This is a genomic window from Demequina sp. (assembly GCF_016278775.1).
In the GTDB taxonomy this organism is placed as follows: domain Bacteria; phylum Actinomycetota; class Actinomycetes; order Actinomycetales; family Demequinaceae; genus Demequina.
The window spans coordinates 1-12,177 of sequence record NZ_JADQBF010000100.1 but is presented as its reverse complement, the minus strand read 5'-3'; the positions used below and the strand labels follow the sequence as shown (position 1 = coordinate 12,177).

Annotated in this window: 12 protein-coding genes; all 12 read right to left on the bottom strand. The window is 66.0% G+C overall.

Features of this window, described 5'->3' with window-relative positions:
* Window positions 1-305: 305 nt before the first annotated feature.
* The 12 genes from QZZ33_RS11320 to rpsB are packed head-to-tail and all read right to left on the bottom strand — an operon-like array spanning window position 306 to window position 12,157.
* Complete coding sequence (locus QZZ33_RS11320; protein ID WP_291380124.1) at window positions 306-1,094, bottom strand: M15 family metallopeptidase; 789 nt, start codon at window positions 1,092-1,094, stop codon at window positions 306-308.
* A 21-nt stretch (window positions 1,095-1,115) separates the two neighbouring features.
* A complete protein-coding gene (locus QZZ33_RS11315) occupies window positions 1,116-2,024 on the bottom strand; it encodes a GNAT family N-acetyltransferase (protein ID WP_291380123.1) in 909 nt (302 codons plus the stop codon).
* Window positions 2,021-3,175 carry a flavodoxin-dependent (E)-4-hydroxy-3-methylbut-2-enyl-diphosphate synthase gene (gene ispG / locus QZZ33_RS11310; protein WP_291380122.1) on the bottom strand — a complete coding sequence of 385 codons (1,155 nt, stop codon included), beginning with the start codon at window positions 3,173-3,175 and terminating at the stop codon, window positions 2,021-2,023. The genes QZZ33_RS11315 and ispG overlap by 4 nt, the downstream gene beginning before the upstream one ends.
* A 42-nt stretch (window positions 3,176-3,217) precedes the next feature.
* Window positions 3,218-4,495, bottom strand: a complete 1,278-nt coding sequence (locus QZZ33_RS11305) for a site-2 protease family protein (RefSeq protein ID WP_291380121.1) — start codon at window positions 4,493-4,495, stop codon at window positions 3,218-3,220.
* A 28-nt stretch (window positions 4,496-4,523) separates the two neighbouring features.
* Window positions 4,524-5,690: a 1-deoxy-D-xylulose-5-phosphate reductoisomerase gene (dxr, locus tag QZZ33_RS11300; protein WP_291380120.1), complete on the bottom strand. Its 1,167-nt coding sequence runs from the start codon at window positions 5,688-5,690 to the stop codon at window positions 4,524-4,526.
* Window positions 5,687-6,244, bottom strand: coding sequence for a DivIVA domain-containing protein (locus tag QZZ33_RS11295; RefSeq protein WP_291380119.1), 558 nt, complete (start codon window positions 6,242-6,244; stop codon window positions 5,687-5,689). Before QZZ33_RS11295 ends, dxr begins: the two co-directional genes overlap by 4 nt.
* A complete protein-coding gene (gene rlmN, locus QZZ33_RS11290; RefSeq protein ID WP_291380118.1) occupies window positions 6,241-7,362 on the bottom strand; it encodes a 23S rRNA (adenine(2503)-C(2))-methyltransferase RlmN in 1,122 nt (373 codons plus the stop codon). Before rlmN ends, QZZ33_RS11295 begins: the two co-directional genes overlap by 4 nt.
* Window positions 7,359-8,777 (bottom strand): phosphatidate cytidylyltransferase, encoded by a 1,419-nt coding sequence (locus QZZ33_RS11285; protein WP_291380117.1) that lies wholly within the window; start codon window positions 8,775-8,777, stop codon window positions 7,359-7,361. The genes rlmN and QZZ33_RS11285 overlap by 4 nt, the downstream gene beginning before the upstream one ends.
* Window positions 8,777-9,334, bottom strand: a complete 558-nt coding sequence (frr, locus tag QZZ33_RS11280; protein WP_291380116.1) for a ribosome recycling factor — start codon at window positions 9,332-9,334, stop codon at window positions 8,777-8,779. The genes QZZ33_RS11285 and frr overlap by 1 nt, the downstream gene beginning before the upstream one ends.
* 24 nt (window positions 9,335-9,358) lie before the next feature.
* The gene (gene pyrH, locus QZZ33_RS11275) at window positions 9,359-10,102 is read right to left on the bottom strand and encodes a UMP kinase (protein ID WP_291380115.1); all 744 of its coding nucleotides are present in this window, start codon (window positions 10,100-10,102) and stop codon (window positions 9,359-9,361) included.
* A 43-nt stretch (window positions 10,103-10,145) separates the two neighbouring features.
* The gene (gene tsf / locus QZZ33_RS11270) at window positions 10,146-10,985 is read right to left on the bottom strand and encodes a translation elongation factor Ts (RefSeq protein WP_291380114.1); all 840 of its coding nucleotides are present in this window, start codon (window positions 10,983-10,985) and stop codon (window positions 10,146-10,148) included.
* Between the two features lie 8 nt (window positions 10,986-10,993).
* Entirely contained in the window at window positions 10,994-12,157 is a 1,164-nt protein-coding gene (rpsB, locus tag QZZ33_RS11265) for a 30S ribosomal protein S2 (RefSeq protein ID WP_291380113.1), read from the bottom strand.
* Between the last annotated feature and the right edge of the window lie 20 nt (window positions 12,158-12,177).

Sequence of the window (12,177 nt, the reverse complement as noted above, 5' to 3'; positions counted from 1 at the left end):
GCTCTGTCGGCAACATGGCTCGACACCATTGCTGATCCGCATGTCGACACGTCTTGCGGCCCGTGGTACCCGAGTTGCTCCACCAAAGCCCGCAACGTGCGCGCTCCCTCGTCGAGCGCATCGGTGTCGATCGATAGCGATGCCATGTGCCCCCCCCTCACGTCCTGAACGATTCTGGCTCCTCACGAATGCTAGTGCTGACGGGTTGCTCAAGGAGCATTCCTCGCGCGCAGATGGGGAAATGTCCCCCCCCTCACGCGGCTCCGTTCTCACGCGCCGTGGAGGCGCACGCACGGCGTTCGGCACTACTCGTAGGTGGGAGAGTCCTCCACGTCGAAGTACTCCTGCAGCGTGGCAACGCCGGTCTCGTGCATGTCGGCGGCGACGCCCTCGCCCACATAGCGCACGTGCCACGGCTCGTAGACGTAACCGGTCACGGACTGTGAGCCGTCGGGGTAACTCACGATGAAGCCATATTCGTGCGCGTGGTCTCGTATCCATACGCCCGCGCCTGACTCACCGAAACGCTGGTTCAGCTCGTTGGCAGGGACGTCATAGACGTCGGCAGTCAGTCCCGTCTGATGCTCCGAATAGCCGGGCCTGGCAACGAGGCTATCCGCCGCGGCCAACCCCTTTTGTGTGACCTCGCGGCTGTGCAAGTTCTGCTGAAATCCATAGGAGCGATACGCAGTGCTGATGCGGAACGGCACGCCCGCTGCATCGGCGCCCTCGTACATGCGGGTCATCGCCGCCGCCGCCTCCTTGCGCATCTGATGGCCCGAGCCGCCGGGAATGCCGCTCAGGGCCACGAGTTCAGAAGGCACGTACGACGACGGCGACAGGGGCCGACGCTTGGTGACGACGACGGTGATGGACGACGCGCTCGTGATGTCGTAGGCGACGGCTACGAGTGGCCCCTCCGACGGAGCCTCAATCGAGGGGTCAGCGCTCACCTCGTCGACCACCGGCTCAGGAGGCACAATTGCCTGACGCTCCGTGGGCCCTGGGGCCGCCGAACAGCCCGCGATCATGGCAAGTGAGGCCACGGCGACGCCCACGCGTCCCCGTTCGAGCAATGCGAGCGATACCGGCACTCCTTCACCCTACGGTCGCTCTCAGAACATCACCGTGGCAAACGTGCCGACGCGCTCGAACCCCGCCGATTCGTACGCACCGATGGCGGCAGCGTTGAAGTCGTTGACATAGAGCGACACCGCTTCCGCATGGTCTTGGCGCACGTGCTCGACGAGTTGCGCCATCCCGGCGCTTCCGTAGCCACAGCCGCGCAAACTGGGTTGCACCCACACGCCTTGAATCTGCGCGACACCTCCGCCGACGACGCCCACCTCGGCCTTGAACACGATGTCGCGCTTGCCGTTGACGTCGCCGTACATGACGTAGCTGCGGCCAGCCCTCACCAGGTGTGCAAGGCGCTCCTCATAGGCCTCTCGTCCGTGCTGAAGGGGGTCGTAGCCCACTTCTCCTAGGAACATGTGGGCAGCCGCTGGCAGCAACTGCGCATAGTCGTCCAGCGACGCGCGCTGCAATGGCTCCATCCCCGTCGGCGGGGTCTTGACTGCCTTCGGATCGTCTCTGATCACCATCGAGACCTGACTGGGGCGAAGCTGCCTGGCGGGCCCCCACCATGGCTCGATCCTGCCCCACAGGTCAAGAGTGAGTTCGGCATCGCCCACGAGCGCGGCCGGCCTGCTGAGCCGCGCCACGATCGCCGACGCGACCTCAGCTCGCGCGTCGTCCGTCTCGTCGCCTTCGGTGGGCAAGGTGGCCGTGAGGTTGGCTCCGCACCACAGCACACCTGCCAGTTGCGACGATAACCGCCCGCGACGGCGCACCACCCAGAGTCCCGTGGGCACGATCCCGGCGCGCGCCGCGGTTTCCAGATGCATCGCTGGCACCACGTTCGCGACATCGTCGGCGGCACACAGTTCGAGCGATTCGGCGACGTCGCGGCGTTGCGCTGGAGCCAGCGAGTACTGGCCCCTGCGCAACAGCGAGTCGGTCATCCCGCCGTAACGACCTGCGCGGCGCCACCCTCGACGGGCTCCATCGTGGCGGCAATCTTCATGGCCTCTTCGATGAGGGTCTCCACGATCATGTTCTCGGGCACAGTCTTGATGACCTCGCCCTTGACGAAGATCTGGCCCTTGCCGTTGCCGGACGCCACACCCAAGTCGGCCTCGCGTGCCTCGCCGGGTCCGTTGACGACGCAGCCCATGACGGCCACCCGCAGCGGCACCTCCATGCCCTCGAGGCCCGCGGTGACCTTCTCCGCCAACTCGTAGACGTCCACCTGGGCGCGGCCGCACGAGGGACACGACACGATCTCGAGCTTGCGGGGGCGCAGGTTGAGGCTCTGCAGAATCTGGATGCCTACCTTGACCTCCTCCACGGGAGGAGCGGAGAGGGACACGCGAATGGTGTCACCGATGCCCTTGCTGAGCAGCGCGCCAAAGGCCGTGGCGGACTTGATGGTGCCCTGGAAGGCCGGGCCTGCCTCGGTGACGCCCAGGTGTAGCGGCCAGTCGCCGCGCTCAGACAGCATCTCGTACGCCCGCACCATGACCACTGGGTCGTTGTGCTTGACGGAGATCTTGAAGTCGTGGAAGTCGTGCTCCTCAAAGAGCGACGCCTCCCACACGGCGGACTCGACCAGGGCCTCTGGGGTGGCCTTGCCGTACTTCTTGAGCAGGCGCGGGTCGAGGGAGCCTGCGTTGACGCCGATGCGGATGGACGTGCCGTGGTCCTTGGCCGCCTGGGCGATTTCCTTGATCTGGTCGTCAAATCTCTTGATGTTGCCAGGGTTGACGCGTACGGCGGCGCAACCGGCCTCGATCGCGGCGAACACGTACTTGGGCTGGAAGTGGATGTCGGCGATCACCGGGATGTTGGACTTCTTCGCGATGGCGGGGAGGGCGTCGGCGTCGTCTTGAGTGGGACACGCGACGCGCACGATGTCGCAACCGGACGCGGTGAGTTCCGCGATCTGCTGGAGCGTGGAGTTAATGTCCTCCGTCTTGGTGGTGGTCATCGACTGCACCGATACCGGCGCATCGCCGCCCACGTAGAGGTCGCCCACCTTGATCTTGCGGGTCTTGCGGCGCGGAGCGAGCGTGGGCGCAGGCATCGCTGGCATGCCAAGTCCGATAGACGTCATGGTCCTAGTATCACAAACCCCAAGGCCCGTTCATTCCCACGGCTACGTGAGACGCACCGGCGCGACGATGTCTGCGAACACCAGCACCAGGCTCATGAGGATCAGCACAGCGAACACCGAATAGGCAAGCGGCATCATGCGCGCCACGTCCACTGGCGCAGGGTGGGCCAGGTTGCGGGCGCGCGCCCAGCCATTCTTGATGGCTTGCCAGAAGGCAGAAGCGATGTGTCCGCCGTCGAGCGGCACGAGCGGAATCATGTTGAAGACGAACAGCGCGAGGTTCAGGCCTCCAAGAAGCAACAGCAGTTGCGCGATCTTGTCGACGATGGTCACGGCCTCGTTGTCATTCGCCGCGACGTCCCCCGCGACGCGCCCCACGCCGACGAGGCCCATGACGGACTCTTGCGAGCGCTCCTCCAGGCCGAGTGCTGCGCGCGAGATGTGCCACAGCTGCTGAGGCAACCGGACAATCACCGTCGCGGTCTGCGCGATGTAGTCCCCCGTCACCTCGACACCCAAGGTGAGCGGCTGCCGGTCCCTGTGGGTCTGCGAGAACACGCCCATGTACCCAACCGTCTCGATCGCTCCCGATCCGTCCGCTGCCGCCACCTGGCGCGCAGCAGGCGTGAGCGCGAGGTTCACGAGCGCGCCGTCCCTCATCATGGTGAGCTCCACACGCTCGCCAGGACGCTGCGACACGTACTCGGCCACATGAGCCCAGGAGTCGGCGGGGATGCCGTCCACCGACACGAACGTGTCGCCCGGCTGCATGCCAGCCGTCACCGCTGGCGACACGGCATCGCCTGGCTCGCACTCCACCGTGCCTGCCGGGGGAACGCAAGCCACGGTGTCGCGCACGGTCAGCGTCTGCTCGTGCGTGCCAATGCCCGAGAACACCACCGAAAACAGCACCGCCGCGAGAATCAGGTTGACGACAGGACCGCCAGCCATGACGATCGCCTTCTTCCACCACGACAGCTGGTAGAAGGCGCGGTCGCGGTCCGTTCCGATCTCCGCCTCTGACGAGACACGCGCGTCGTCGATGAGATCGCGCATCCAGCCGCGCAGCTTGACGGGCTTGACGGCGTCCCCTGGCGGCACCATGCCGACGAGCCTCACGTAGCCGCCGAGCGGGAAGGCCTTGATGCCGTACGTCGTTTCGCCTCGCTGCCTTGACCAGAGCGTCGAGCCGAATCCGACGAAGTATTCGCTCACCTTCACGCCAAAACGTTTGGCCGGGATCAGGTGTCCGAGCTCGTGCAGGGCGATCGACAGCATGAGGCCGATCGCGAACACGACAATGAAGAGCACCGGAAGCATGGCACCACTGTAATCCCGCGAGGGCGCGCTACCTGGCCGCGATCACCGCGTCGGCGTGCGCCCGTGCCCAGGACTCCGCCGCGTCGACAACTTCAAGCGAGACGTCACCAGGGGTCGCGTACTCCTCCACCACGGCCCTGACGGTGTCGACGATGGCCAAGAAGGGCAGTCTGCCAGCGACGAACGCCGCCACACACTGCTCGTTGGCGGCATTGAACACTGCGGGGTGAAGATCGGACGCCGCAGCGGCGTCTCGCGCCAGAGCGATCGCTGGGAAGGCGTCGTCGTCAACCGGCTCGAATTGCCACGCCGACGCCGTGGTCCAGTCGAGGCCAGGCGCGGCGTCTGCCACGCGATCCGGCCATCCGATTCCCCACGCGATGGGCAGCCGCATATCGGGCGGCGATGCCTGTGCAATCGTGGAACCGTCAACGAACTCCACCATGGAGTGCACGATCGACTGGGGGTGAACCACCACGTCGATCTGCGAGTACGGCATGTCGAAGAGCCAGTGAGCCTCGATCACCTCGAGCGCCTTGTTCACCAGGCTCGCCGAGTTGATGGTCACCACGGGCCCCATGTCCCAGTTGGGGTGCTGGAGCGCCTGCTCGACCGTCACGTGAGCCAGCTCCGCCCTACTTCGGCCCCTGAAGGCTCCCCCAGAGGCGGTGAGGACGAGTCGCCTCACCTCGGAGCGCGCGCCGCTTCGCAGGGCTTGCGCGAGTGCCGAGTGCTCCGAGTCCACCGGCACAATCTGATCCGGACGCTTGAGCGCCGCCTTGACGAGCGCCCCTCCGGCCACGAGCGATTCCTTGTTCGCGAGCGCGAGCGTCGAGCCTGCCGCCAGCGCGGCAAGGGTGGGGCGCAGTCCCACGGAACCTGTGATCCCGTTGAGCACCACGTCGGCGCCGCAACCGGCGGCGTCCGCGACTGCCCGCGGTCCGCCCGTGACATCTACCCCGGTGACCCCCGCCGCACTCAGGGCGGCACGCACGGCGTCGACGGCGTCGGCGTTGGCCACGGCCACGATCGCGGGGCGCGTGGCGGCGGCCTGCGCTGCTACCGCAGCGGGGTCGCTGCCGCCAGCCGCAAGCGCGGTGACCTCGAACAGGTGGGGATTGCGCTCGATGACGTCGAGCGCCTGTGTGCCGATGGAACCCGTGGACCCCAGCAGCGCGACAGTGCGACGCGTCACTGGACGCCCATCAGGACGTCCACGGCGCGCGCTAGGAATGCGTCAACCGTGCGCTCGTCGTACGCGCCCCGCTTGCCGCGGCGCTTGAAGGTCACGTGGCGAAGCTCGTCAGCGGTGAGATCAGCGCCCGTGTCGAAGAAGGCGATCATCCTGTCGATCAGCGCGTCGACCTCGCGGGCGTCATACCCGTGTCGCGACTTCACCGGCTGGCGGAAGCGCTGACCCTTGGGGCGACGCAGCCTGGGGTAGAGCACCTGCGCACGCTGTGCCAGCTGGCCCATCCAGGCGTCTTGGCCGTGCGCGCGGACAAACTGCTCGCGCGCTCGGGTCGCGAACGCGGTCTCGAGTCGATCGAGCGCGGCATCGACGGCCGCGGTCTTGTAGCCGCCGCGCTTGAGGTCGAAGGCGGCCCGGCGCACGTCGAGCGCCGACAGCCCGCCATCGTCGAGCATCGGCCGTTCGTACGCGGCGCGCGCCTTGTCAAAGAACTCGTCCACCTGGCCGCGGTGGTACCCGGTCCGCAAGAATCCGGCGTGCGGAAACAGGTCCCTCATGAATCCTCCTTGATGGCCAACTGGCCGCATGCACCATCGATATCGCTGCCACGAGTATCGCGGATAGTGACGGGTATGCCGTGAGCGGCGAGCGTGTCGACGAAAGCCTTCTCCACCTTGGGGTCGGATGCCGTCCATTTGCTTCCCGGAGTCGGGTTGAGCGGAATGGGGTTGACGTGCACCCACCCGGTGCCGCGCTCCAACAGTTTGCGGCCCAACAGGTCAGCGCGGCGCGCCTGGTCGTTGATGTCCCTGATGAGGGCGTATTCGATGCTGACGCGCCTGCCCGTCGCGTCGAAGTAGCGGCGGGCGGCGTCGAGCGCCTCGTCAACGCTCCATCGCGTGTTGATCGGCACAAGTTCGCTGCGCAGTTCGTCGTCTGGCGCGTGTAACGACAGCGCCAACGTCACGGGAATGCCCTCGCCGGTCAGGCGATCCATCGCGGGAACGAGGCCCACTGTCGATACCGTCACGTGACGCGCCGAGAGCCCGAAGCCGTGTGGCGCAGGCGCCACGAGCGCGCGCACCGACGCCAAGACGGCCTTGTAGTTGGCGAGCGGCTCGCCCATCCCCATGAACACCACGTTCGACAGTCGCACTTGATCGCCCAGCACGCCGTCGCGCGCAGCACGGGCCGCGAGGCGCACTTGCTCCACAATCTCGGCAGTGGACAGGTTGCGCGTCAGGCCCATCTGCCCTGTCGCGCAGAACGGACACGCCATGCCGCAACCCGCCTGGCTCGTGACACACAGCGTGGCACGATCGGGGTACTTCATGAGTACCGATTCGACCTTCACACCGTCGTGCAGGCTCCACAGCGTCTTGACGGTCGCGCCCTTGTCGGCCTCCAGCGTACGCACCTGCGTCATCAGCGGAGGGAACAGCGCCTCTGCCATGACGCCGCGAGAGTCGGCAGGAAGGTCGCTCATCTCGTCCGGATCGACCGTGAGGTGCGTGAAGTAGTGAGTGGCCAACTGCGACGCCCTGAAGCCTGGTTGCCCGAGGTCCTTGACGGCTGCCGCGCGCTCGTCAGCGCCGAGGTCGGCGAAATGCGCCGGAGGCTTGCCGCGTTTGGGCGCGGCCATCTGAATGACGGGAGCATTGGCGTGGTCCGTCATAGCCCACCGCCTCCGAGGGTGCCCAAGAAGATCGCAAACACCACGTAGCCCACTGGCGCGGCGAACAGCAAGGAGTCGATGCGATCGAGAATGCCTCCGTGTCCCGGTAGCGCGGAGGACATGTCCTTCACACGGATATCGCGCTTGAGCGAGCTTTCCGCTAGGTCTCCGATAATGGCGGCAATCGCCGACGCTGCACCCACCGCTGCGCCGATGTACCACCTGCCTTCGAAGAAGAAGTGGGCCGCGACAGACGCTGCGGCGGTGCCAACGATGACGCCGCCGATCGCGCCTTCCCACGTCTTGGCCGGGCTCACGCGCTCCAGGAGCTTGTGTCTGCCGAGCAGCATTCCCGACACGAGCGCGCCCGTGTCGTTGCCCACCACGGCGAGCACGATGATGAAGACTCGCTGCCAACCGTCGTCGGCGAGTTCCAGCAGGTACAGGAACGACGCAAGGAAAGGGATCCACAGCAAGGTCAAGACCCCCGCAAGGGAGTCTGCCAGGGTGTTCTCCACCCGTTCGTCGCCGATGCGCCAGGCCACCACCCCCGCGCAGCCCACCAGCAGCGCCACCACGAGTCCCTCGGGTTTCATGTAGTGCGTCGCGACTCCGAGCCCCACGGTCGCGGCGAGCAGCGGGACGATCGGCACGTCCCTGCCATGCCGTGCCAGAGCCCTCTTCCACTCGATCACTGCCGCGATGCAGAACCCGTACAGCAGCACGGCGAATGCCACGGGGTGGTACCACGCGGACACGAGCGTGACTGCGAGCAAGACGAGCCCGACGCTCGTGGCGACCACGAAGTTCCTGGAGGTGCGTTCAGTTTCGGATGCGTCGACGCCCTCTGCGTCGGCATCGTCTGGCCAGACCTGCTCCTCAGAGGCGGCAACGTCGCCCCCGGGCGTCGCGTAGTCCGAGCCTTCGAGCACCTCCGTCGGGTAGTCGTGCGCTCCGACTTCGTCGTCGTCCCAGAACTGCGGCTCGGCGGCACGGTCGACGCCACCAGACTCCGCGTCCGGGTCAGCGAACTCCACGCCACCGATCTCGTCGGCAACGGCGTCGAACTCTGGAATCTCAGCGGAGACCTCGCTCGCGGAAAAGGGAACCGGCGTGAGAAGGTGCCCCTCGCCGCGATGCACCGTTCCCGGGGCCGCCTCGCGGGCCGCGCGGGCCGCTGGTGCGTTCGACATCAACGGCGGGTCCACCTCGTCGTCTTCCGCAGCCACGTCGGACACATCAGGGTCGCCACCGCCACGCCGACGCTCGAAGGCGCTGAGTTGCATGGCTCGGTAGCGGTGCGGCGAGAACAGGTCGGCGGCGCGTTGCCGCTTCCCTGGACGGGTCGCACCCGCCTCTTCACTCGGATGCTCCTCGCTCGCGGGAAGCGTGGGCTCTGCGTCGTCGCGAGCCATCAGACCTCGAGAAGCTCGCTCTCCTTGTGGGCGAGCAGAGCGTCGATAGCGTCAACGTGCTTCTTGGTCAGGGAGTCGAGTTCCTTCTCCGCTCGCGCGCCCTCGTCTTCTCCCACGTCACCGTCCTTGACGGCGGCGTCAATCTGGTCCTTGGCCTTGCGGCGCATGTTGCGGATGGTGATCCTGGAATCCTCGGCCTTGGTCCTGGCAAGCTTCACGTAGTCCTTGCGACGCTCCTCCGTGAGGATGGGCAGGTTGACGCGAATGAGTTGACCATCGTCGGAGGGGTTCACGCCCAGGTCGGAGTTGCGTAAAGCGGTCTCGATCTCGCGCTTGGCTCCCGCGTCGTATGGGCTGATGGTCACTGTGCGAGGCTCGGGCACGGCGATTGCGGCAAGTTGCTGCAGCGGCGTGGGGGCCCCGTAGTAGTCGACGAGGATGTGCGCAAACATCGCGGACGATGCTTGCCCCGTACGGATGGAGGCGAAACTGTCCTTGGCGACCTCAACGGCCTTGTCCATGTTGTCCTCTGCTTCGAGGAGGGTCTCGTCAATCACGTCTGTTCCTTCCGTGCGGCGACCCTAGGGGGTTACCAGCGTGCCAATTCTCTCACCGGTCAGCGCGCGGGTGACGTTACCGGGCTCTTCAAGCCCGAAGACCACCATCGGCAGGCCGTTCTCCATGCCCAGGCTAAACGCCGCGGAGTCGAGCACGTTCAGCCGCTGCTGGAGTGCGTCGCGATACGTGACGTGTTCAAGCCTCACGGCCTTCGGGTCGCGGCGCGGATCCGCGGAATACACGCCGTCCACGCCGTTCTTGCCGACGATGACCTCGATGCACCCCGTCTCGAGCGCCCTCTGCACCGACACCGTGTCGGTGGAGAAGTACGGCATCCCTGCGCCCGCCGCGAAGATCACCACTCGACCCTTCTGGAGGTGCCTGATGGCTCGCAGCGGGATGTACGGTTCGGCCACCTGACCCATCGTGATCGCGGTCTGCACGCGAGTCGCCACTCCTGCTTGCTCGAGGAAGTCTTGGAGCGCGAGCGCGTTCATGACGGTGCCGAGCATGCCCATGTAGTCGGCCCGCGCGCGTTCCATTCCAGAGGCGCTCAGTTCCGCGCCGCGGAAGAAGTTGCCGCCGCCGACCACGATCGCCACCTGCACGCCGTCGCGAACCGCGGCCGCTATCTCACCCGCGACCCTACGGACGACGATGGGGTCGAGGCCAACGGCGCCACCGCCAAACATCTCGCCAGAGAGTTTCAACAGAACACGGCGCGCCGTGGGAGGAACTGAGCCCGACTCCTGTGGGACTTCGGGCATCAGAACCTCCTCGCGGCGTTAGGGCTATCGGCTGTGTTGGGTCTTAGGCTCCCACACGGAAACGGGCGAAGGCGACTACCTCGCCGCCTGTCGCCTCAACAACCTTGCCAACCGTGGTCTTGGGGTCCTTGGCGAAGGCCTGTTCCGGCAACACGTTTTCCTTGAAGAAGCCGTTCATGCGGCCCTCGATGATCTTCGGCAACGCCGCCTCTGGCTTGCCCTCGTTGCGCGAGGTCTCTTCTGCCACGCGACGCTCGTTCTCCACCACGTCTGCGGGAACCTCGTCGCGCGTGAGGTACAACGGCGAGTAGGCGGCGATGTGCATGGCGATATCGCGGGCGACGTCCCCTGCCTTCACGTCCGAACCGACCAAGACTCCCACCTGAGCGGGCAGGTCCTTGTTGGTCTTGTGAAGGTAGTCGACGACCACGGGGGCCTCGACTCTCGCCACGCGGCGCAGGACGATCTTCTCGCCCAACACGCCAGCATTCTCGTCGATGAACTCCTTGACCGTCTTGCCATCGACGGTCGCGGCCAGCGCACCCTCGATGTCGGCCACGTTGGCGTCGACGACGGCCTTGAGGACCGCATCGGCCAACGCTACAAACTTGTCGTTCTTCGCGACAAAGTCCGTCTCGGAGTTGATTTCGATGAGCGTGCCCACCTGGCCAGCACCGCCCTCGGCGATGTGGGTGGCGACCAAGCCCTCGGAGGCCGAGCGACCTTCGCGCTTGCTCACGCCCTTGAGGCCCTTGATGCGCAGGACGTCAACGGCCTTATCCAGGTCGCCATCCGCCTCGTCGAGAGCCTTCTTCACGTCGAGCATTCCCGCGCCCGTGCGCTCGCGCAGGGTCTGGATGTCGGCAACGGTGTAGTTCGCCATGTCGATCCTTACTTCGTGTCGGCGGGCGCCGCGTCATCAGCGGCAGCCTTGCTGGTCGTCTTCTTGGCGGCCGGCTTGGCTGCAGGCTTCTTGGCTGCTGGCTTCTTGGCGGCCGGCTTGTCGGCGGGCGCCGCGTCGTCGGCGTCGGCCTTGTCTGTCGTCTTCTTGGCGGCCGGCTTGGCTGCAGGCTTCTTGGCTGCAGGCTTCTTGGCAGGCTTGTCCTCGGCTGCGGGAGCCTCTTCAGCAGCGGCCTCATCCTTCGCGTCCTTGGCCGGGGCAGCGTCTTTCGCTTCCTTGGCTGGCTTGTCCTCGGCCGCGGGAGCGTCGTCCTTGGCCACCTTTGCGGCCTTCGCAGGGGCAGCGTCGGCGGCAGGGGCAGCGTCGGCGGCACTCTTGTCGGCGCCGTCGAGCAACTCCTGCTCCCACTCTGCGAGCGGCTCTGCCGCGTCTGTCGGCTCCGCTGCGTCGCCTGACTTGCCAGCGTGACGCTGCTTGATGCCGTCGGCGATGGCGTCGGAGATCACGCGGGTCAACAGGCCCACGGAACGAATGGCGTCGTCGTTGCCTGGGATGCCGTACTGGACCTGGTCAGGGTCACAGTTCGAGTCGAGGATGCCGACGATCGGGATGCCAAGCTTCTTGGCCTCGTCCACTGCAAGGTGTTCCTTGTTGGTGTCCACGATCCACACGATGGAGGGAGTCTTGGACATGTCGCGAATGCCGTTGAGCACCTTCGACAACTTGTCCTTCTCGCGGCGAAGGATGAGCAGTTCCTTCTTGGTGTGACCGGAGCCAGCGACGTCGTCGAAGTCGAGCTCTTCAAGTTCCTTGAGGCGAGCGACGCGCTTGCTGACCGTCTGGAAGTTGGTCAGCATGCCGCCGAGCCAGCGCTCGTTGACGTAGGGCATGCCCACGCGGGCGGCCTGCTCCGAGATGGTCGACTGCGCCTGACGCTTGGTTCCGACGAACAGCACTGTGCCGCCGTGGGCTACGGTCTCGCGTACGAACTCGTACGCGGCGTCGATCTTGGCGAGCGACTGCTGCAGGTCAATGATGTAGTTGCCGTTGCGCTCGGTCAGAATGAATCGCTTCATCTTGGGGTTCCAGCGGCTGGTCTGGTGGCCAAAGTGCACACCCGCGTCCAGCATTTCGCGCATCGTCACGACTGCCATGGGAGATCCTTATTCCGCGC

What these genes read in the sequence shown, in the direction of transcription:
- QZZ33_RS11315 (WP_291380123.1), bottom strand. Translation starts at nt 2,024, where the DNA reads ATGACCGACTCGCTGTTGCGCAGGGGCCAGTACTCGCTGGCTCCAGCG.
- ispG (WP_291380122.1), bottom strand. Translation starts at nt 3,175, where the DNA reads ATGACGTCTATCGGACTTGGCATGCCAGCGATGCCTGCGCCCACGCTC.
- QZZ33_RS11305 (WP_291380121.1), bottom strand. Translation starts at nt 4,495, where the DNA reads ATGCTTCCGGTGCTCTTCATTGTCGTGTTCGCGATCGGCCTCATGCTG.
- QZZ33_RS11295 (WP_291380119.1), bottom strand. Translation starts at nt 6,244, where the DNA reads ATGAGGGACCTGTTTCCGCACGCCGGATTCTTGCGGACCGGGTACCAC.
- rlmN (WP_291380118.1), bottom strand. Translation starts at nt 7,362, where the DNA reads ATGACGGACCACGCCAATGCTCCCGTCATTCAGATGGCCGCGCCCAAA.
- QZZ33_RS11285 (WP_291380117.1), bottom strand. Translation starts at nt 8,777, where the DNA reads ATGGCTCGCGACGACGCAGAGCCCACGCTTCCCGCGAGCGAGGAGCAT.
- pyrH (WP_291380115.1), bottom strand. Translation starts at nt 10,102, where the DNA reads ATGCCCGAAGTCCCACAGGAGTCGGGCTCAGTTCCTCCCACGGCGCGC.
- tsf (WP_291380114.1), bottom strand. Translation starts at nt 10,985, where the DNA reads ATGGCGAACTACACCGTTGCCGACATCCAGACCCTGCGCGAGCGCACG.
- rpsB (WP_291380113.1), bottom strand. Translation starts at nt 12,157, where the DNA reads ATGGCAGTCGTGACGATGCGCGAAATGCTGGACGCGGGTGTGCACTTT.